This window comes from Streptomyces sp. NPDC087263 (assembly GCF_044744645.1).
GTDB lineage: Bacteria > Actinomycetota > Actinomycetes > Streptomycetales > Streptomycetaceae > Streptomyces.
The window spans coordinates 187,783-207,021 of the sequence record NZ_JBIUYT010000001.1; the positions used below are offsets into that span (position 1 = coordinate 187,783).

Below are 19,239 nucleotides of genomic sequence, written 5' to 3' on the forward strand. Positions count from 1 at the left end.
CACAAAAGGGCGGGGCCCCCGAAACCGGGGGCCCCGCCCTGAACGCCGCCGACGCCTAAGGCGTACCGCAGGCCGTCAGTTGTCGTCCTCGTCGATGAGGAACCCACGCATCGGCGAGGGAGCCTGCTGCATCGGCGAAGGCCCCTGCGGCCGCACCGGCGCCATCGGCTGAGTCATCGCCGGAGTCATCTGCTGCTGCCCACCGTAGGACGGCGGAGCCTGGGCAGGACCGCCCATCTGCCCACCGTAGGACGGCGCACTCGCACCGGCCGGAGCCATCGAGGGCGCGGAGGGCGACGGCAGCGACGCAGTCGCCGGAACCCGCGGCGGAGCCAGCGAGTCATCGGCCTGGGTCTCCAGCTGACGCAGCTGGGACTCGAGGTAGGACTTCAGCCGGGTCCGGTACTCACGCTCGAAGCCGCGCAGATCCTCGACCTTGCGCTCCAGCGTGGCGCGGGCGGACTCCAGGGAGCCCATCGCGACGCGGTGCTTCTCCTGGGCGTCCCGCTCCAGCGCGTCGGCCTTGGCGCGCGCGTCGCGCTCCAGGCCCTCGGCACGGCTGCGGGCCTCGCCGACGATCTTGTTGGCTTCGGAACGGGCCTCGGCGATCGCCTGGTCGGCGGTCTGCTGGGCCAGCGAGAGCACACGGGCGGCGCTGTCGCCGCCGGGGCCCTGACCGGGCTGCGGCATCTGCGGACCGTGACCGCCCATGGGGCCGCCCATCGGGCCACCCATGGGTCCGCCCATCGGGCCACCCATCTGCTGCTGCATCTGCGGCTGCATCTGGCCGGGCATCTGCTGCATCTGCTGGCCGGGACCCTGACCCATCGGGCCCTGACCCATGGGGCCCTGACCCATCGGACCCTGGCCCATGGGCCCCTGTCCCATCGGACCCTGACCCTGCGGACCGCCCTGGCCACTGGGGCCGGCGGGCAGCTGCGGCGCACCGCTGGGCAGCTGGGGCGGGCCGCCCATGGGGCCGCCCATCTGCTGCTGCGGCGGGCCCGATATGCCGGCGGGTACGGGGCCACCCGGGCCGCGCATGCCCTGCGGCGGACCCTGCTGCTGATCCTGCTGTTCGGGCGGCTTACGCATGCCCTGCTGCTGGTTCTGCGCAGCCGCGCGCGTGGCCGCCGCCAGTTTGGCGCGCAGGTCCTCGTTCTCGCGGAGCAAGCGGGTCAGTTCGGCTTCGACCTCATCGAGGAAGGCATCGACCTCGTCCTCGTCATAGCCTTCTCGGAGGCGGACGGTCGTGAACTGCTTGTTCCGCACGTCCTCGGGGGTCAACGGCATCTCTTCACCTCAACGTAGTCGTCAGCATTCGGCAAGACCGTATCGTTCACACCAACACCGACCTGACGACGGTGATCAGGATGTACACGATGATCATCAGTACGAAGAAGGACAGGTCGAGCGCCACGCCCCCGAGACGCAACGGCGGAATGACCCGCCGCAGAAGCTTGAGCGGTGGATCAGTGACAGTGTAGGTGGCCTCCAGAACGACCACCATCGCCTTGCCGGGCTGCCATGAGCGGGCGAACTGGAAGACGTAGTCCATGACCAACCGGAAGATCAGCACGATGAGGAAACACATCAGCGCGATGTAGAGAACCTGCCCGACCACGCTCATGATCCGTGCTTCCCTCTCCCCTGTTTCCGTACGTTTCCGTACCTTGACTCCGGTCCTGCGTCTCAGCTCTGGTTGAAGAACCCGCCCTCTGCGATACGGGCCTTGTCCTCCGCCGTGACATCGACGTTAGCAGGCGACAACAGGAACACCTTCTGCGTCACCCGCTCGATGCTGCCGTGGAGACCAAACACCAAACCGGCCGCAAAGTCGACAAGTCGCTTCGCATCTGTGTCATCCATCTCAGTCAGATTCATGATCACCGGGGTGCCCTCACGGAAGTGTTCCCCGATGGTACGGGCCTCGTTGTAGGTCCGGGGGTGCAATGTGGTGATCCGGTACGGCTCCCGCTCGGACACGACCTTGGGCATGATCACCGGGGCGTTCTTCTCCATGCTTTGACGTTCTTGTGTGATAGACGCCACGGGGGCGATTCGCGCAGGACGCCCGGATTCCGCGGACAGCGAAGAGGAATGCGGCATCGAGTCGCGCTGCACCGGAGGCTGCACCACTCGTACCGATTCGTCCCGTTGGGACTGATGTGCCTGGTGTGACTGGTGCGGCGGTTCGTGCCGCCGACGGTCCCGCTCGGGCTCCGGGTCAAGCTCGGGCTCGAAGTCGTCATCGGGGTCGAAGCCCCTGCCGTCGTACCCATCGTCCTCCACGAGGCCGAGGTAGACCGCCATCTTGCGCATCGCGCCGGCCATGCTCTGAGTCCTCCGCTCTGTGGTGGATCGGCTGACGAGTTGCCAAGTGCCCGCGATCCACGAGGTCGTTATGCCCGCCCATCGGCGGTAATGACCATATTTTCTGCTGTGGTCCGACTTCTTGGCGACGTTACCCGAGCCTGGGTCGGACTCCGAGTACCGCAGTACCGACGCGTACATGTGTCGCTCCGGCCGCCACGGCTTGTTCGAGGTCCGTACTCATACCTGCCGAGACCATGTTCGCAGCCGGATGGGCACGGCGCATAGCAGTCGACAAATCCATCAGCCGCTCGAACGCCGCCTGTTGGCGTCCGGCATAGGGTCCGGTGAGCGGCGCCACGGTCATCAGCCCGTCGAGACGGAGCCCCTGGGCCGCGGCGACCAGATCGCCCAACTCCCCGATTCCACCGACCCCTACGCCTCCCCGCTCCCCCCGGCCGCCCTCCTCCGCGTCCAGCGCGACCTGGATGAGACATCCCACCTCGCGCTCCACCCGCACCGCCTCCTTCGACAGTGCGGTGACGAGCTTGGCGCGATCGACGGACTGTACGAGATCCGCGTAACCGAGCACGGATCGCACCTTGTTGGTCTGCAACTGACCGACAAAATGCCAGGAGAGCGGCAGATCAGAACATTCCGCCGCTTTGGGTGCCGCGTCCTGATCCCGGTTCTCGGCGACATGACGCACACCGAGTTCGGACAGGATCCGCACATCACTGGCCGGGTACGTCTTGGTGACCACGATCAGGGTCACCTCTGCACGCTTGCGCCCGGCGGCCGCACACGCAGCCATAATGCGATTCTCCACTTGCGCCAGATTTCCGGCGAGTTGATCCCTGCGGTCCGTCATGTCCTATCAGTCCAGCCAGACATAACCCGCGAGCCGCCCGGTGGTGCGGTCTCGACGGTAGGAGAAGTGGTCCGCCGATTCGAGCGTGCACACCGGCGACTGCTCCCGGTCACGCACCCCGAGCCGTTCAAGCTGCGCGTGCACTCCCGCGGTCACATCCACCGACGGCGTGCCCCAACCGGTCTCGGCGTAAGCCGCGGGTTCGACGGCCGCGACCTCGGCTCGCATCGCGTCCGGCACTTCGTAGCACCGGCCGCAGACGGCGGGTCCGGTGCGGGCGACGATCCGGGACGGCTCGGCGCCGAGTTCCGCCATGGCCCGTACGGCAGCGGGGACGATGCCCGCGACCATGCCCGGCCGTCCCGCGTGAGCCGCGGCGACAACTCCGGCGACGGGGTCGGCGAGCAGTACGGGCGTGCAGTCGGCGGTGAGCACGGCGAGGGCGAGTCCCCGGCGCGCTGTGACGATCGCATCGACGGACGGAATCTCCGCAGCGAGCCACGGCCCGTCGACCACCGCCACGTCCGGCCCGTGCACCTGGTTCATCCAGACGACCCGGGCCGGGTCAAGGCCCAGTGACTTGGCGGCCAGTTCACGATTGGTCCGTACGGTGTCGGCGTCGTCGCCGACCGCTCCGCCGAGGTTGAGCTCCTCGTACGGAACGGCGCTCACCCCGCCCCACCTGTCGGTGAAGGCGAAGTGCGCGCCGCTCACTGTGCTCGTTCCGGAGCGCTGTCCTATCACTTCAGGAAGTCCGGCACGTCCAGCTCTTCGGCCGCGCTGTCCGAGTACGAGCGGGACGGCGGGACCGGCGGCGAGACCTGGATCTCGTTCACCGGCTCCGGCGCGGGCGCCGACGTCTCCTTCGGCGTGACGCTGCCGAGCGAGCCGAAGGACGGACGGCTGTCGGAGGACCGCACCGGAGTGGGCTCCTCGCGCTTGGCCGAGGACGAGCCGAGGATGTTGTCCCGCTTGGTCGGCGGCTGGCCCCCGTCGAAGCCGGCGGCGATGACGGTGACCCGCACCTCGTCGCCGAGCGCGTCATCGATGACCGCGCCGAAGATGATGTTGGCCTCGGGGTGCGCGGCCTCGCTCACCAGCTGGGCGGCCTCGTTGATCTCGAAGAGACCGAGGTCGGAGCCGCCGGAGATGGAGAGCAGCACGCCGCGGGCACCGTCGATGGAGGCTTCCAGGAGCGGCGAGGAGATCGCCATCTCGGCGGCCGCCACCGCGCGGTCGTCGCCGCGGGCCGAGCCGATCCCCATGAGGGCCGAACCGGCCTCGGACATCACGGACTTGACGTCGGCGAAGTCGAGGTTGATCAGACCGGGCGTGGTGATGAGATCGGTGATGCCCTGAACACCGGACAACAGGACCTGGTCCGCCGACTTGAAGGCGTCGAGGACCGAGACCTGACGGTCCGAGATGGACAGCAGCCGGTCGTTCGGGATGACGATGAGGGTGTCGACCTCTTCACGGAGTTCGGCGATGCCGTCCTCCGCCTGGTTGGCCCGGCGCCGCCCCTCGAAGGTGAACGGGCGTGTGACCACGCCGATGGTGAGGGCGCCGAGCGAGCGTGCGATGTTGGCGACGACGGGTGCGCCGCCGGTGCCGGTGCCACCGCCCTCGCCGGCCGTCACGAAGACCATGTCGGCCCCCTTGAGGACCTCCTCGATCTCCTCGCGGTGGTCCTCGGCCGCCTTGCGGCCGACGGCCGGGTTGGCTCCGGCGCCGAGTCCGCGGGTGAGTTCCCGGCCGACGTCGAGCTTGACGTCGGCGTCGCTCATCAACAGAGCTTGCGCGTCGGTGTTGATGGCGATGAACTCGACGCCCTTGAGACCGACCTCGATCATCCGGTTGATGGCATTGACACCACCGCCGCCGACACCGATGACTTTGATGACTGCGAGGTAGTTCTGCGGTGCTGCCACGTCGAAGGCCTCTCGCCTCGAGTTACGTGTCGTCGCCTCGCATGTTCGCGATCCGACGACTGATGCCGAATGGGACGGTCCGAACGCCGACCCGAACCCTAACGTTGAAGTTTAGGGTTACCAGTGTGTCTGTTCCTTGGACTCTTCCGAACAGGACACTAAGTCGACAAGTGGCGCACGTTCAACGAACACGCCGAACCTCCCGTTTTTCTTTTCACCCTATGTGATCAGCCGTAGCAGTGCCCAACCAGGGTGCTGGCCTGCGCAGATGTACGTCAACTCGCTGATGACGCAGGGGCGGTGGGGACACTTACGTCGAAGTGCCGCGCCTCCGGAGCCGCTTTCATGAGAGCGGTGAGCGTACGGGCCTTCGCCGCGCCCTTCTCGCCGCTCCCCCACTCGACGGTCCGGCCGCCCTTCAACTCCAGCGAGATGGAGTCGTACGAGCCAACCTTGACGACCTCGGTGTCACCGGCGACGGCGGCCGGAATGTCACCGGCAACCGTCACCGCCTCGCGCACCAGCCGGTCGGTCCCGAAGCGACGCAGTCCCGCCGACCGAGAGGCCGTCAATTCCAGTACGGGCACGCTCTTCGGGGCATCAGAAACCGTCGCGAATCGCACACCCTTGGCGTCCACTTCGACGAACTTTCCGCCCTTTTCCTCAATCAGGACCGGAGTGCGCTCGGTCACTTTCAGTCCGATTCCATGCGGCCAGGAACGGATGACATCAACCGAGTCAATTCGGGGCAATTTCCGCAGGAGTCGTTCCTCAATGGCGTCGGTGTCGATGGAAATCAGTGGCGATCCGATCGGAACTTCGGCCGCTTCTCGCACCTGCTGATCCGTCAGCAACCGCATCCCGGAGGCCGATACACGCTCCACGCGCAGCCACTTCGAGCCGTAGAGGAGCCACACGGAAGCGGCAGCGAGCAACACCGCGGCGAGCAAAAGAATGATGAACGTACGAGGCCGGGGCAGCCTCCCGATACGGGGCCGCCGGGGCGGGCCGGACTCCACCTTCTGCCGTTCACCGCGCTCGGCGGTCGTCGGTCCGGCCACGCTCCCTGCCTTCCCTCATACGTCCCTAAGGTCTGTCCGCCGGACAGACCCTAGCGGTGGCGCGAGGCGATCGCCTCGTACACCATGCCGACGAGCAGGTCGTCGGCGTCCCGACGGCCGAACTCACTGGCGGCGCGGGACATCTCGTACAGCCGGTGCGGGTCGCCGAGCACGGGCAGGACGTTGCCCTGGATCCACTCGGGCGTCAGTTCCGCGTCGTCGACCAGCAGTCCGCCGCCGGCCTTGACCACCGGCTGGGCGTTCAGCCGCTGTTCGCCGTTGCCGATGGGCAGCGGGACATAGGCGGCGGGGAGCCCGACGGCGGAGAGTTCGGCGACGGTCATGGCGCCCGCGCGGCAGAGCATCATGTCGGCCGCGGCGTACGCGAGGTCCATCCGGTCCACGTACGGTACCGGGATGTACGGGGGCATTCCCGGCATCTGGTGTACCTGCGGCAGTTCGTTCTTCGGGCCGACCGCGTGCAGGATCTGGATACCGGCCTGCTGGAGGTAGGGAGCGACCCGCTCGATGACCTCGTTCAGGTGGCGGGCGCCCTGGGAGCCGCCCGAGACGAGCAGGGTCGGCAGCGCGGGGTCGAGGCCGAAGGCGGCGCGGGCCTCGGGGCGTACGGCGGCCCGGTCGAGGGTGGCGATGGAGCGGCGCAGCGGGATGCCGATGTAGCGGGCACCGCGGAGCTTGCTGTCCGGGGTGGAGACGGCGACCTGGGCGGCGTACCGCGACCCGATCTTGTTGGCCAGGCCGGGCCTGGCGTTGGCCTCGTGGATGATGATCGGCACGCCCAGGCGCTTGGCCGCGAGGTAGCCGGGCAGGGCGACGTAGCCGCCGAAGCCGACGACCGCGTCCGCCTTGGTCCGCTCCAGGATCTGCTCGACCGCCTTGATGGTGCCGCGCAGCCGCCCCGGGACGGTGATCAGCTCGGGGGTGGGTTTGCGCGGCAGCGGGACGGCGGGGATCAGCGCGAGGTCGTAACCCCGCTCGGGTACGAGTCGGGTCTCAAGGCCGCGCTCCGTGCCCAGTGCCGTGATTCCCACGGTCGGGTCCTGCCTGCGCAGGGCGTCCGCGAGGGCGAGCGCGGGCTCGATGTGGCCGGCGGTCCCCCCGCCGGCGAGTACGACATGCACCGAAATTCACCGCTCTCCGGACGAACGCGCCGCCGAGGCACGCCGTCGCATTGTGTTCCATCTCCGAGGCCCCGCGTTTTCCCCCGCGGAGCCTCTCACCGCAGCCCGCTTTCTGCCAAAGCGGGGTTGCCGCATCGCGAGCGCCGCCCGCGCCGCGGGGTCCTCGCGGGCGAAGGCGATCAGCAGTCCGATGGCGAACATGGTCGGCAGCAGGGCGGAACCCCCGTAGGAGAACAGCGGGAGCGGGACACCGGCGATCGGCAGCAGACCGAGCACCGCACCTACGTTGATCACGGCCTGGGCCGTGATCCAGGTGGTCACGCCTCCCGCGGCATACCTCACGAAGGGGTCCTCCGTGCGTCCGGCCACGCGGATACCCGCATAGCCTAGAGCCGCGAAGAGGGCGAGCACCGACAGCGTCCCCGCGAGGCCCAGTTCCTCCCCGGTGACGGCGAAGATGAAGTCCGTGTGCGCTTCGGGCAGTTGGCCCCATTTTTCCACACTGGCGCCGAGGCCGGAGCCGAAGAGCCCGCCGGAGGCGAGCGCGTAGATACCGTGCACCGCCTGCCAGCACTGGTCGTTCGGGCCGGGGTCGGTGGCACCGATGCAGGCGAGGCGGGCCATCCGGTTCGGGCTGGTCTTGATGAGGATGAAGCCGAGCGTCAGAGCAATGGACAGCACGCCCCCGAACAGTCGCGTCGGCGCCCCGGCCAGCCACAACAGCCCGAAGAGGATGGCGGTGAGGATGATCGCCGTCCCCATGTCGCCGCCGAGCATGATCAGCCCGAGCAGCATGAAGGCCACCGGAACCAGCGGCACCAGCATGTGCTTCCACTGCGCGAGCAGCCGCTTGTCCTGTTTGCGCGCGAGCAGGTCGGCGCCCCAGAGCACGAGGGCGAGCTTGCCGAACTCGCTCGGCTGGAGCTGGAAGGGGCCGCCTACGGAGATCCAGTTCTGGTTGCCGTTGACCGCCACTCCTATCCCCGGCACCTGCACCAGGATCATCAGGAAGACGGAGCCCGCCAGTATCGGATAGGCCAGCGCCCGGTGCAGCCGTACCGGCATCCGCGAGGCGACGAGCATCAGCACGCCCCCGATACAGGCGGCCAGGAACTGTTTGCGGAAGAAGTACGACCCCGGCAGCGACAGCTGCAACGCCGTGATCTGCGAGGCCGAGTAGACCATCACCAGACCGAGCACGGTGATCAGCAGACTGCCGCCGAGGATCAGGTAGTACGCGGTCAGCGGCCGGTCCCAGGCTTTGCGGACGCGTACGTAGAGGGTGAGCAACGGGTTGTCGCGCGTCGAGCGGGCGGCGACCGGCCGCTTCGGGGCCCGCTGGACCGGCGGCCTGCCGGTGCGGCTGCTGGGCATCACCGGCTCCCGTCGTCGCTGTGGGAGGGCGTGACGCCGGGGATCTCCCCCGGCTTTTCGGGCACAAGGGGTGGGACGGGCTGGAACAGCGCCGTGCCACCGGCGGAAAGCCGCCGACGAAGCACCGGCCACGATGGCGTCACGCGTCGCTCCCAAGGGTCCCGGGCGCCCGGGCCGGCGGCTTCGGACCCGCCGTCAGGCGCCGACGGCGCCGAGTTCGCGAACCGCTTCCGCGAAAGCGTCACCGCGCTTGTTGTAGTTGGCGAACATATCCATGGAGGCGCAAGCAGGCGCCAGCAGCACCGTGTCGCCCGCCTGAGCGAGCCCCCGCGCCTCCTGAACCGCCGCGAGCATCGCCCCAGTGTCGGTCCGGTCGAGGTCGACCACTGGTACTTCCGGCGCGTGTCGCGCGAGCGCTTCCCGGATGAGGGCGCGGTCGGCGCCGATCAGCACGGCACCCCGCAGTCGCTTTGCCGACTTGGCGACCAGTTCGTCGAAGGTCGCGCCCTTGGCGAGCCCGCCCGCGATCCACACGATCGACTCGTAGGCGGCCAAGGAGGCTTCCGCCGCATGGGTGTTGGTGGCCTTGGAGTCGTCGATGTAGGCGACCCCGTCCACGTCGGCGACGTGCGCGATGCGGTGGGCGTCCGGCCGGAAGGCCCGCAGACCGTCCCGTACGGCCGTGGGGGGCACCCCGAAGGCGCGTGCCAGGGCCGCCGCCGCGAGCGCGTTGGCGATGTTGTGCGGGGCGGGCGGATTGACGTCCGACACCTCCGCGAGCTCCTGGGCGTTCTTCTGCCGGTTGTCGACAAAGGCACGGTCGACCAGGATGCCGTCCACGACGCCGAGTTGGGAGGGCCCGGGCGCGGCGAGAGTGAACCCGATCGCCCGGCAGCCCTCCTCGACGTCCGCCTCGCGTACCAGTTCCTCGGTGGCCTTGTCGGCCACGTTGTAGACGCAGGCGACTCGATTGCCTTCGTAGATACGGCCCTTGTCGGCGGCGTACGCCTCCATGGAGCCGTGCCAGTCGAGGTGGTCGGGCGCCAGGTTCAGTACGGCGGCGGAGTGGGCGCGCAGGGAGGGCGCCCAGTGCAGCTGGTAGCTCGACAGCTCCACGGCGAGGACGTCGTACGTCTCCTCGCCGAGGACCGCGTCCAGGAGCGAGACCCCGATGTTGCCGACGGCCGCCGTACGCAGTCCTGCCGCCTTCAGGATCGAGGCGAGCATCTGGACGGTGGTGGTCTTGCCGTTGGTGCCGGTGACGGCGAGCCAGGGCGCCGCATCCGGGCCCCTGAGCCGCCAGGCCAGCTCCACGTCGCCCCAGACCGGGACGCCGGCCTCGGCGGCCGCGGCGAACAGCGGCTTGTCCGGCTTCCAGCCGGGCGCGGTGACGATGAGGTCGGTGCCCTGAGGCAGGGTGGCGCCGTCACCGAGGCGCACGGTGATGCCGAGCGCCTCCAGGTCCGCGGCCTGGTCCCGGGAGCGCTCGTCGTCGCCGTCGTTGACGACCGTGACGACCGCGCCGAGACCGTGCAGCACACGGGCCGCCGGGATCCCGGAGACGCCGAGCCCCGCGACGGTGACGTTCCTGCCCTGCCAGTTGGTCACTTCTTGGCTGCCCATCCTGCGTAGAAGAGGCCGAGACCGACGATCACGCACATGCCCTGGATGATCCAGAAGCGGACCACGACAAGGACTTCGGACCACCCCTTTAGTTCGAAGTGGTGCTGGAGTGGCGCCATGCGGAAGACGCGTTTGCCGGTCATCTTGAAGGAGCCGACCTGGATGACCACCGACATGGTGATGAGGACGAAGAGGCCGCCGAGCAGGGCGACCAGAATCTCCGTGCGGGAGCAGATCGCGAGGCCGGCGAGCGCGCCGCCGAGGGCCAGCGAGCCGGTGTCACCCATGAAGATCTTGGCCGGCGAGGTGTTCCACCACAGGAAGCCGAAGCAGGCGCCCATGAGGGCGGAGGCGACGACCGCGAGGTCCAGTGGATCCCGTACCTCGTAGCAGGCGGCCGGGTTGGTGAGGGTCTGGGCGTTGGCGCAGGACTCCTGGAACTGCCAGACACCGATGAAGGTGTAGGCACCGAACACCATCGTCGCGGCGCCGGTGGCGAGGCCGTCCAGACCGTCCGTCAGGTTCACGCCGTTCGACATGGCCAGGATCATGAACAGCGCCCAGACCACGAACAGCACCGGCCCGATGGACCAGCCGAAGTCCTGGACGAAGGAGAGCTTCGTGGAGGCCGGGGTGTTGCCGCGGTTGTCGGCGAACTGAAGGGCCAGGACCGCGAAGGCGATACCGACGGTCAGCTGTCCGGCCATCTTCGCCTTGGCCCGCAGACCGAGCGAACGCCGCTTGACGATCTTGATGTAGTCGTCCAGGAAGCCGACCAGGCCCATGCCCGCCATCAGGCCGAGCACCAGCAGTCCGGAGAAGGTCGGCGGCTTGCCGGTGATCACCTTGCTCAGGAAGTACGCGATGATCGTCGCCAGGATGAAGGCGATACCACCCATGGTCGGGGTACCGCGCTTGGCGTGGTGCTCGCGCGGGCCGTCGTCGCGGATGTACTGGCCGTAGCCCTTCCTGGCCAGCAGCTTGATCAGCAACGGTGTGCCGATCAGCGTCAGGAAGAGACCGATGACGCCCGAGAACAGAATCTGATTCATCATCAGACGGCAACCTCGCCCTCAACGCCGCTGTCGAGCAGCGCGAGCGCCACCCGTTCGAGCCCGACCGACCGGGACGCCTTCACAAGCACGACGTCCCCCGGGCGCAGTTCACTGCGCAACAGGTCGACAGCCGCCTGTGCGTCGGACACGTGCACCGACTCCTCACCCCACGAACCCTCGTTATATGCGCCCAGTTGGAGCCAGGACGCTTCCCTGCCCCCGACCGCGACGAGCTTGCTGACGTTGAGTCGGACGGCGAGCCGCCCGATCGCGTCGTGCTCGGCGAGCGCCTCGTCCCCGAGCTCGGCCATCTGACCGAGCACCGCCCACGTACGACGCCCTTTGCCCATGGCCACGAGCGCGCGCAGGGCGGCTCGCATGGACTCGGGGTTCGCGTTGTAGGCATCGTTGACGACCGTCACGCCGTCCGGGCGCTCGGTGACCTCCATCCGCCAGCGGGAGAGGGAGCCCGCCTCTGAGAGCGCACCTGCGATCTCGTCTGCGGACAAGCCCAGCTCATGGGCGACGGCGGCCGCGGCGAGCGCGTTCGACACGTGATGCTCACCGTACAGGCGCATGGTCACGTCACTGCACCCGGAGGGTGTGCGAAGGCTGAAGGAAGGCTGTCCGCTCTCCGTGAGACGGACGTTCTCGGCGCGTACGTCCGCTTCGTCGGACTCTCCGAAGAGGATCACGCGTGCCTTCGTACGGGATGCCATGGCCCGTACGAGGGGATCGTCGGCGTTGAGGATGGCCGCGCCGTCCTCGGGAAGGCCCTCGACCAACTCGCCCTTCGCCTGCGCGATCTGCTCACGGCCGCCGAACTCGCCGATGTGGGCGGTGCCGACGTTGAGGACGAGGCCGATCCTCGGCGGGGTGAGGTTCGCGAGGTACCGGATGTGGCCGATGCCACGGGCGCCCATCTCCAGGACCAGGAACCTGGTCTCCTCGGTGGCGCTGAGCGCGGTGAGCGGCAGCCCGATCTCGTTGTTGAACGAGCCCGGCGTGAAGACCGTCGGCGCCTTGCTGCGCAGTACCTGCGCGATGAGGTCCTTGGTGCTGGTCTTGCCCGCCGAACCGGTCAGCGCCACGAGGGTCGCGCCGAGCCGTTCGACGACATGGCGCGCGAGGGCCCCGAGGGCCGTCTGTACGTCCGCCACGACGATCGCGGGGACACCGACGGGCCGGGAGGCCAGCACGGCCACCGCGCCCGCGTCGACGACCGCCTGGGCGAAGTCGTGGCCGTCCACGCGTTCGCCCACGAAGGCGGCGAACAGGCTGCCGTCCTTCACCTGGCGGGAGTCGATGACGACGGGTCCGGTGACCTGTACCGCCGGATCCGGTATGTCGTACGTCTGCCCGCCGACGACTGCTGCGATCTCGGCGAGAGAGAGGGCGATCACAAGTTCATCCCTGGGTCTTCTGGATAGCTTCGCGAAGCACCTGGCGGTCGTCGAAGGGACGCACCACCCCGGCGATGTCCTGGCCCTGCTCGTGGCCCTTTCCCGCGACCAGCACGGTGTCGCCCGGCTGTGCGCGGGCGACGGCGGCCGCGATGGCCGCAGCCCGGTCCTCGAAGACCTGGACCTCGCCGCGCTCGTGCGCCGGCACCTCGGCGGCCCCCGCGAGCATCGTGGCGAGGATCGCGAGGGGGTCCTCGGAGCGGGGGTTGTCGGAGGTCAGTACGGCGGTGTCGGCGAACCGGGCGACGGCGGCACCCATGGGCTTGCGCTTGGTCTTGTCCCGGTCACCGCCACAGCCGAGCACCACGTGCAGTTGACCGGTCGTCACCTTGCGCAGCGCGCGCAGGACCGATTCGACGGCATCCGTCTTGTGCGCGTAGTCGACCACCGCCAGATAGGACTGGCCCGCGTCCACCCGCTCCAGGCGGCCCGGAACGCCCGGCACGGCCGCGATGCCGTCGGCGGCGGTCTGCGGGTCGAGCCCGGCCGCGGCGAGGGAGACGAGCGCGGCGAGCGTGTTCGCCACGTTGAAGGTGCCCGCGAGCGGCGACCTGGCGTTGATCCGCTCGCCCTTGGGGCCGACCGCGATGAACGTCGAGTCCATGGGGCCGACTTCGACGGACTGGGCGCGCCAGTCGGCGTCGGGGTGGCCCTCGGAGGAGAAGGTGACAACCGGGACGGTGGCCTCCTTGGCCAGCCTGCGCCCGTACTCGTCGTCGAGATTGACCACGCCGAGTCTGCTGCGTTTCGGCGTGAACAACTGGGCCTTGGCCTGGAAGTAGTCCTCCATGCCGGAGTGGAACTCCATGTGTTCCCGGCTGAGGTTGTTGAAGACGGCGATGTCGAAGATGCAGGCGTCGACCCGGCCCAGGACCAGCGCGTGGCTGGAGATCTCCATGGCGACCGCCTCGACCCCGCGTTCCCGCATCACCGCGAACAGCGCCTGGAGGTCGGTGGCTTCGGGCGTCGTGCGCTCCGACTTGATGCGCTCGTCGCCGATCCGCATCTCGACGGTGCCGATCAGACCGGTGCTGTGGACCGTCCTCAGACCGCCTTCGACGAGATACGCCGTGGTGGTCTTGCCGGAGGTGCCGGTAATGCCGATCTGGAGCAGGTCGGGCCCGGGGTGACCGTAGATGGTGGCCGCCAGCTCGCCCATCTGCCCGCGCGGGTTGTCGACGACGAGGGTCGGCAGGCCGGTGGCCGCGGCACGTTCGGCGCCCGTCGGATCGGTCAGCACGGCGACGGCGCCGAGGGCGGCTGCCTGCGTCACGAAGTCGGCGCCGTGCAGGCGGGCGCCCGGCAGTGCGGCGTACAGGTCGCCGGGCCGCACGGCGCGGGAGTCGTGGGTGATGCCCGTGACCTGCACGGCGGCGCTCTGTGGCTGCTTGGCACCCAGCTGATCGGCGAGTTCCTCCAGGGGTGTGGCGGAGATCTGCACCGGTCGCGGCGGCCCCGGATATGTCACAGGGACGCCCTTCTGGGTGGTTTGGGACTGATCAGCGTCTGGCACGGCGGTGAGCGTACCGGGCGCACCCCCGCCGGAGCGAAGTGAGGGCGTGGACGGGCCGGGCGGCGGGGTGTGCGGCACGGCGTGGTTCCCGGGATCGGGGGTGATCGTTGTCACGAGCGGTTCCTGGCTGTTTCCGTGCTGATCAGGGCGTGAAGGTCACGGGGAGATTCGCGGCCTTGGCCCCGGTGGGCGGTACCTGAAGCGTCTTCAGGGCGAACTCCATCACCTCCTTGTAGATGGGCCCGCAGATCTGGCCGCCGAAGTAGCTGCCCTTGGTGGCGTTCTGGATCGCGCAGTACACCGTGATACGCGGGTTGTCGGCGGGCGCGAACCCGGCGAACGACGAGGTGTAGCCGTTGTATCTGCCGGTGGCCGGATCCACGCGGTTGGCCGTGCCCGTCTTGCCCGCCACCCGGTAGCCGGGAATGCGCGCCTTGGCGCCGGTGCCCTGCTCGTCGTCCACGACGGACTCCAGCATCTGGGCGAGGGTCTTCGCCGTCTTCTCGCTGACGACCCTGCTCTTCTTGGGCTCGGGGGCGGGTGTGAAGCGGCCGTCGGCCCCCTTCGTACCGCGCACCAGCGTCGGTTCGACGCGTACGCCGCCGTTGGCGATCGTCGAGTAGACGGACGCCGCCTGCAACGCGGTGAGCGACACGCCCTGGCCGAAAGGAATCGTGTACTGCTGCGAGGTCGACCAGTCCTCGGGGGCCGCGAGGATGCCCTTCGTCTCGCCGGGGAAACCCAGTCCGGTGTAGCTGCCGATGCCGAACTTGCGCAGATACGAGTAGAGGACCTGGTTGGCCTCCTGCTGCGTCTTGCCGAGCTCACCGGCCGCCAGGATGGTCCCGATGTTGCTGGACTTGGCGAGGACGCCGTTGAGCGTCAGGTTCCAGGTCGGGTGGTCGATGTCGTCCTGGAAGAGCCGGTCGCCGCGCTGTAGCCGGTTGGGCACGACCACATGCGTCTCGGGTGTGGCCACCTTCTCCTCCAGCACGGCGGCCATCGACATGACCTTGGCGGTGGAACCGGGCTCGTACGCGTCCTGGACGGCCCCGTTGCCCAGCGCCGCCGGGTCGGCCTGGGAGAGGTCGTTCGGGTCGAAGCCGGGCGAGTTGGCCATGGCGAGGACCTCGCCGGTCTGCGTGTCCTGCACTATCACGTACCCGCTGTCCGCCTTGGACTCCTTCACCTGCTCGGTGATGGCGTTCTGCGCGGCCCACTGGATGTCACGGTCGATGGTCAGCTCGAAGTCGGAGCCGGCTACGGCGGGCGTCTCGGTGGAACCCGCGGTGGGGACCTGGAGGCCGCCGGACTGGGCGTAGCGGATCTTCCCGTCCTTGCCCGCCAGCTCCTTGTTCAGCTCCTGTTCGAGCCCGCCGCCGCCCTTGCCGTCGGCGTTGACCCAGCCCAGTATCCCGGCGGCGAGATCCCCGTTCGGGTACACGCGCTTGCTGGCGGGGACCGCGACGATGCCCCCGAGGACGTTGACCGTGCTCTTGTCGGTCTCGGCCTTGGCCGCGAGCGTGTTCCTCAGGTCCTTGATCTGCGTCCAGACCTGCGGGGTCTGGCGGTTCGCGAGCAGGGTGTAGCGGGTGTTCTTCGTCTTCAGCTTCCTGGTGACCGTCTCCACGTCCTGGCCGAGGATCGGGGCGAGCAGTGCGGCGGCCTGCTCGGGCGCGTCCGTCGTCTTCGTGGCCTCCTCGGTGAACAGCGTGGGGTCGGCCGTGATGTCGTACGCGTCCACGCTGGTCGCCAGCTCGACACCGTTGCGGTCCGTGATCCCACCGCGCTCGGCGGCGAGCGTGCGCCCGACGTACCGGTTCTGCTCGGCCTTGGCGACATACGTGCTCGCGTCGACGGCCTGCACCTGGAGCAGCCGTACGACGAAGGCGATCATCACCAGCGTCAGCGCGAGGCTGACCATGCGGAGCCGCGGGCGCGGGCTGCCGAGCCGAATGACACGGGGGCCGGCGGGCCTCGCCGCGCCCGGGCGGCGTGCGGGGCGGGCGCCGGGTCCCGGACGCTGTCGGCCTTCGGGCCGTACGGGCCTGGCGGGGCCGGGCACTCGGCGGCGCGGCGGTTCCCTGTCGGACACTTCCGTCACCTGCCGGGTGTTGTGGGGGGCTGCGCGGACGGGATGGCCGCCGACGGCTGCGCGGAGGCGGGAACCGTGGACGGCGTCAGGGTGGGGAGCACGGTCGGAGTCGGGGGCACTGTCGGAGTCGGCGTCGGGCTCGGGCTCGGTGCGGGGGCGAGAACCTCCGGCGGACGCACCGCCGGGTTGCGTACCGAGGACTGCTCGGCCGCTCCGGGGACGCCCTTGACGGTGCCGTCCGGGTTGAGGAACGCCGGGTCGCCGCCGGGGACCATGCCCAGTTCGCGGGCGCGGCGCTGGAGGGCGTCGGGGGCGGCGTAGGCGTCCACGTCCCGCTGGAGCGCCTGCTCCTCGTCGGTGAGGCTCTTGGTGTCCTTCTGAAGGTCGTCGAGCTGGAACGAACCCGCGCTGAGCGCGGAGTTCAGCACGAGGAGGCCGATGAGACCGCCGCCGAGCAGCAGGACGACCAGCAGGACGAAGGGGGTACGGGCGGCCGTCCCGGCACCGGCCGGGAGGAGCCGGGCGAGCCGAGCCGCTCGTCCTCTCAGTTCGGGTTTCCTACTCACACACCCTCCCTGCGGATTCGGTTCTCCACGTCACGGTCGCTCCGCGAGTTCGAAACTCCGGCCCACGCCCTCGCGCGAGTCGGAATCCCCAACTCACTCCGCTCCGTGGGTTCGGATGCCCAACCCGGGCGCCGGCCGGGCGTCCGGATCCCCAACCCACTCACTCGCGTGAGTGGGGATGACGCACCGGGACACGGACCGCGAGTCGGGACATCCCACTCCCACGACCCCGCGAGTTCGGGTTTCCGACTCACTCGTCCTCCCTCTCCGCGCGCCTCACTCGGCTTCCTCGCGGATCCGCTGTGCCCCCCGCAGCCGCGCGGGAGCCGCTCGCCGGTTTTCGGCGACCTCTTCCTCGGTGGGAAGTTCGGCACCGCGGGTGAGCAGCTTGAGCCGGGGCTGGTAGCGCTCGGGCACGACCGGCAGGCCGGGCGGCGCCGTGTTGGCGGCGCCGGCCGCGAACACCTGCTTGACCAGCCGGTCTTCCAGCGAGTGGTACGACAGGACGGCGATCCGGCCGCCGACCGCGAGCGTCTTCACGGCCGCGGGGATCGCCCTTTCCAGGACACTGAGTTCACCGTTGACCTCGATGCGCAGCGCCTGGAAGGTTCGCTTGGCGGGGTTGCCGCCGGTGCGCTTGGCGGCCTGGGGAAGCGAGTCGCGGATCAGTTCGACGAGCCGCGCGCTGTTGCTGAAGGGATCCTTCGCGCGTTCCCGGACGACCGCCGACACGATCCGCTTGGCCTGCTTCTCCTCGCCGTACGCCCGCAGGATCCGCACCAGTTCGCCCGGCGGGTAGGTGTTGAGCACCTCGGCCGCGCTCATGCCGGTCGTCTGATCCATGCGCATGTCGAGCGGAGCATCCTGCGCGTACGCGAAGCCGCGGTCCGCCTCGTCGAGTTGCATGGAGGAGACGCCGAGGTCGAACAGGATGCCCTGGACGCGCGGGAAGCCCAGGCGGTCGAGTACATCGGGGAGTTCGTCGTAGACGGCGTGCACGAGGGTCGCGCGGTCACCGAAGGGGGCGAGCCGCCCTCCGGAGAGGCGCAGCGCCTCCTTGTCGCGGTCCAGGGCCACGAGCCGGGCTTCGGGGAACTGTGTGAGGAGCGCCTCGCTGTGTCCGCCGAGGCCCAGCGTGCAGTCGACGACGACGGCTCCGGGCCCGGCGAGGGCCGGGGCCAACATGTCCAGGCACCGCTGGAGCATCACCGGGACGTGTCGACTCTCGCTCAAGGGGCCCTCTCAGATCCACGCGACCGTACGCACCGCCGGGTCCCCGCCCGCTCGAGAAGGGGAGGCCCGCCGGCGCCGGGAGAGTGGCGTCAGCCGACCGGGAGCGGGAGGAGGCCGAGCCGTACGTACGCACCGCGCACGTGGGGAGACGCCGGAAAATCGCCGGGCCTCCGGGAAAACAGTCCAGCAGGGAGAGCCTCGCCTCCCGCTTCGCGTCACTTTAGTCCACGGTGTCACGCGGTCAATCAACCGGCATGCGCGTCGTGAGTCCCGCTCCCGATGAAGCCGTACATCGGAAAGAACAACCCGTCCGGGTGAGCCGACACAGCCCGTGTGGGTTACCTCACAACAAGCCACGATGACGTTCTTTGTCCCTTCTCCCGGCAGGACCGCTTCATATGTGCCCAGTACCGTCATAGGTATGACGACCTCCGCATCCGTTCCCACCGAGCCCGAAGGCGCCATAGCCGGTGACGGCACGACCGTGACCGACCGCCTCGTCGACGCGAACGAGCGGTACGCCGCCGCCTTCACCGATCCCGGGATGGACGCCCGTCCCGTCCTGCACGTCGCGGTGGTCGCGTGCATGGACGCACGGCTCGACCTGCACGCCGCGCTCGGTCTGGAGCTGGGCGACTGCCACACCATCCGCAACGCGGGCGGAGTCGTCACCGACGACGTGATCCGCTCCCTCACGATCAGCCAGCGGGCGCTCGGCACCCGCAGCGTCGTCCTCATCCACCACACCGGCTGCGGTCTGGAGTCGCTCACCGAGGACTTCCGGCACGACCTGGAGATGGAGGTCGGCCAGCGCCCCGCCTGGGCGGTCGAGGCCTTCCGGGACGTCGAACAGGACGTACGGCAGTCGATGCAGCGGGTGCGCACCTCTCCGTTCCTGCTGCACGCCGACGACGTGCGCGGCTTCGTCTTCGACGTCACGACGGGTCTGCTGCGCGAGATCGACCCCGCCTGACGCCTCCACCGGGGCCCCACGACGGC

The 19,239-nt window shown here is 69.2% G+C and carries 17 protein-coding genes; 1 reads left to right on the forward strand and 16 read right to left on the reverse strand.

All coding sequences use genetic code 11. From position 1 onward, the window contains the following. Positions 1-75 precede the first annotated feature (75 nt). The 16 genes from ACIPC1_RS00860 to rsmH all read right to left on the reverse strand — a co-directional run bounded on the left by ACIPC1_RS00860 (position 76) and on the right by rsmH (position 18,240). Entirely contained in the window at positions 76-1,293 is a 1,218-nt protein-coding gene (locus tag ACIPC1_RS00860; protein ID WP_402512153.1) for a DivIVA domain-containing protein, read from the reverse strand. A 46-nt stretch (positions 1,294-1,339) separates the two neighbouring features. Next, entirely contained in the window at positions 1,340-1,630 is a 291-nt protein-coding gene (locus tag ACIPC1_RS00865) for a YggT family protein (protein ID WP_384386799.1), read from the reverse strand. Positions 1,631-1,692: 62 nt separating this feature from the next. After that, positions 1,693-2,334 (reverse strand): cell division protein SepF, encoded by a 642-nt coding sequence (locus ACIPC1_RS00870; protein ID WP_402512155.1) that lies wholly within the window; start codon positions 2,332-2,334, stop codon positions 1,693-1,695. A gap of 130 nt (positions 2,335-2,464) precedes the next feature. Then, entirely contained in the window at positions 2,465-3,184 is a 720-nt protein-coding gene (locus ACIPC1_RS00875) for a YggS family pyridoxal phosphate-dependent enzyme (protein ID WP_402512157.1), read from the reverse strand. Positions 3,185-3,190: 6 nt separating this feature from the next. After that, positions 3,191-3,928, reverse strand: coding sequence for a peptidoglycan editing factor PgeF (gene pgeF, locus ACIPC1_RS00880; protein ID WP_402512158.1), 738 nt, complete (start codon positions 3,926-3,928; stop codon positions 3,191-3,193). After that, on the reverse strand, positions 3,925-5,115 hold the full coding sequence (gene ftsZ / locus ACIPC1_RS00885; protein WP_402512160.1) for a cell division protein FtsZ: 1,191 nt from the start codon (positions 5,113-5,115) through the stop codon (positions 3,925-3,927). Before ftsZ ends, pgeF begins: the two co-directional genes overlap by 4 nt. 275 nt (positions 5,116-5,390) lie before the next feature. Then, a complete protein-coding gene (locus tag ACIPC1_RS00890) occupies positions 5,391-6,176 on the reverse strand; it encodes a cell division protein FtsQ/DivIB (protein WP_402512161.1) in 786 nt (261 codons plus the stop codon). Positions 6,177-6,226: 50 nt separating this feature from the next. Further along, a complete protein-coding gene (gene murG / locus ACIPC1_RS00895) occupies positions 6,227-7,318 on the reverse strand; it encodes an undecaprenyldiphospho-muramoylpentapeptide beta-N-acetylglucosaminyltransferase (protein ID WP_402512163.1) in 1,092 nt (363 codons plus the stop codon). 6 nt (positions 7,319-7,324) lie between these two features. Continuing rightward, on the reverse strand, positions 7,325-8,692 hold the full coding sequence (ftsW, locus tag ACIPC1_RS00900) for a putative lipid II flippase FtsW (RefSeq protein WP_402512165.1): 1,368 nt from the start codon (positions 8,690-8,692) through the stop codon (positions 7,325-7,327). Positions 8,693-8,887: 195 nt separating this feature from the next. Beyond that, positions 8,888-10,315, reverse strand: coding sequence for a UDP-N-acetylmuramoyl-L-alanine--D-glutamate ligase (murD, locus tag ACIPC1_RS00905; RefSeq protein WP_402512166.1), 1,428 nt, complete (start codon positions 10,313-10,315; stop codon positions 8,888-8,890). Next, complete coding sequence (mraY, locus tag ACIPC1_RS00910) at positions 10,297-11,370, reverse strand: phospho-N-acetylmuramoyl-pentapeptide-transferase (protein WP_384386776.1); 1,074 nt, start codon at positions 11,368-11,370, stop codon at positions 10,297-10,299. Before mraY ends, murD begins: the two co-directional genes overlap by 19 nt. Beyond that, the gene (gene murF, locus ACIPC1_RS00915) at positions 11,370-12,773 is read right to left on the reverse strand and encodes a UDP-N-acetylmuramoyl-tripeptide--D-alanyl-D-alanine ligase (protein WP_402512167.1); all 1,404 of its coding nucleotides are present in this window, start codon (positions 12,771-12,773) and stop codon (positions 11,370-11,372) included. The genes mraY and murF overlap by 1 nt, the downstream gene beginning before the upstream one ends. Before the next feature lie 4 nt (positions 12,774-12,777). Beyond that, positions 12,778-14,301 carry a UDP-N-acetylmuramoyl-L-alanyl-D-glutamate--2,6-diaminopimelate ligase gene (locus ACIPC1_RS00920; protein ID WP_402513339.1) on the reverse strand — a complete coding sequence of 508 codons (1,524 nt, stop codon included), beginning with the start codon at positions 14,299-14,301 and terminating at the stop codon, positions 12,778-12,780. A 187-nt stretch (positions 14,302-14,488) separates the two neighbouring features. Continuing rightward, positions 14,489-16,441 carry a peptidoglycan D,D-transpeptidase FtsI family protein gene (locus ACIPC1_RS00925; protein ID WP_402512168.1) on the reverse strand — a complete coding sequence of 651 codons (1,953 nt, stop codon included), beginning with the start codon at positions 16,439-16,441 and terminating at the stop codon, positions 14,489-14,491. A 5-nt stretch (positions 16,442-16,446) separates the two neighbouring features. Beyond that, positions 16,447-17,007 carry a septum formation initiator family protein gene (locus tag ACIPC1_RS00930; RefSeq protein ID WP_402512170.1) on the reverse strand — a complete coding sequence of 187 codons (561 nt, stop codon included), beginning with the start codon at positions 17,005-17,007 and terminating at the stop codon, positions 16,447-16,449. 276 nt (positions 17,008-17,283) lie between these two features. Next, positions 17,284-18,240, reverse strand: a complete 957-nt coding sequence (gene rsmH / locus ACIPC1_RS00935) for a 16S rRNA (cytosine(1402)-N(4))-methyltransferase RsmH (protein ID WP_402512172.1) — start codon at positions 18,238-18,240, stop codon at positions 17,284-17,286. Between the two features lie 421 nt (positions 18,241-18,661). Here rsmH and ACIPC1_RS00940 point away from each other — a divergent pair, with 421 nt between their 5' ends. Next, positions 18,662-19,213 carry a beta-class carbonic anhydrase gene (locus ACIPC1_RS00940; RefSeq protein ID WP_384386761.1) on the forward strand — a complete coding sequence of 184 codons (552 nt, stop codon included), beginning with the start codon at positions 18,662-18,664 and terminating at the stop codon, positions 19,211-19,213. Positions 19,214-19,239: the final 26 nt, after the last annotated feature.

What these genes read in the sequence shown, in the direction of transcription:
- murD (WP_402512166.1), bottom strand. Translation starts at nt 10,315, where the DNA reads ATGGGCAGCCAAGAAGTGACCAACTGGCAGGGCAGGAACGTCACCGTC.
- ACIPC1_RS00870 (WP_402512155.1), bottom strand. Translation starts at nt 2,334, where the DNA reads ATGGCCGGCGCGATGCGCAAGATGGCGGTCTACCTCGGCCTCGTGGAG.
- mraY (WP_384386776.1), bottom strand. Translation starts at nt 11,370, where the DNA reads ATGATGAATCAGATTCTGTTCTCGGGCGTCATCGGTCTCTTCCTGACG.
- ACIPC1_RS00940 (WP_384386761.1), top strand. Translation starts at nt 18,662, where the DNA reads ATGACGACCTCCGCATCCGTTCCCACCGAGCCCGAAGGCGCCATAGCC.
- ACIPC1_RS00860 (WP_402512153.1), bottom strand. Translation starts at nt 1,293, where the DNA reads ATGCCGTTGACCCCCGAGGACGTGCGGAACAAGCAGTTCACGACCGTC.
- ACIPC1_RS00865 (WP_384386799.1), bottom strand. Translation starts at nt 1,630, where the DNA reads ATGAGCGTGGTCGGGCAGGTTCTCTACATCGCGCTGATGTGTTTCCTC.
- ftsW (WP_402512165.1), bottom strand. Translation starts at nt 8,692, where the DNA reads ATGCCCAGCAGCCGCACCGGCAGGCCGCCGGTCCAGCGGGCCCCGAAG.
- ACIPC1_RS00875 (WP_402512157.1), bottom strand. Translation starts at nt 3,184, where the DNA reads ATGACGGACCGCAGGGATCAACTCGCCGGAAATCTGGCGCAAGTGGAG.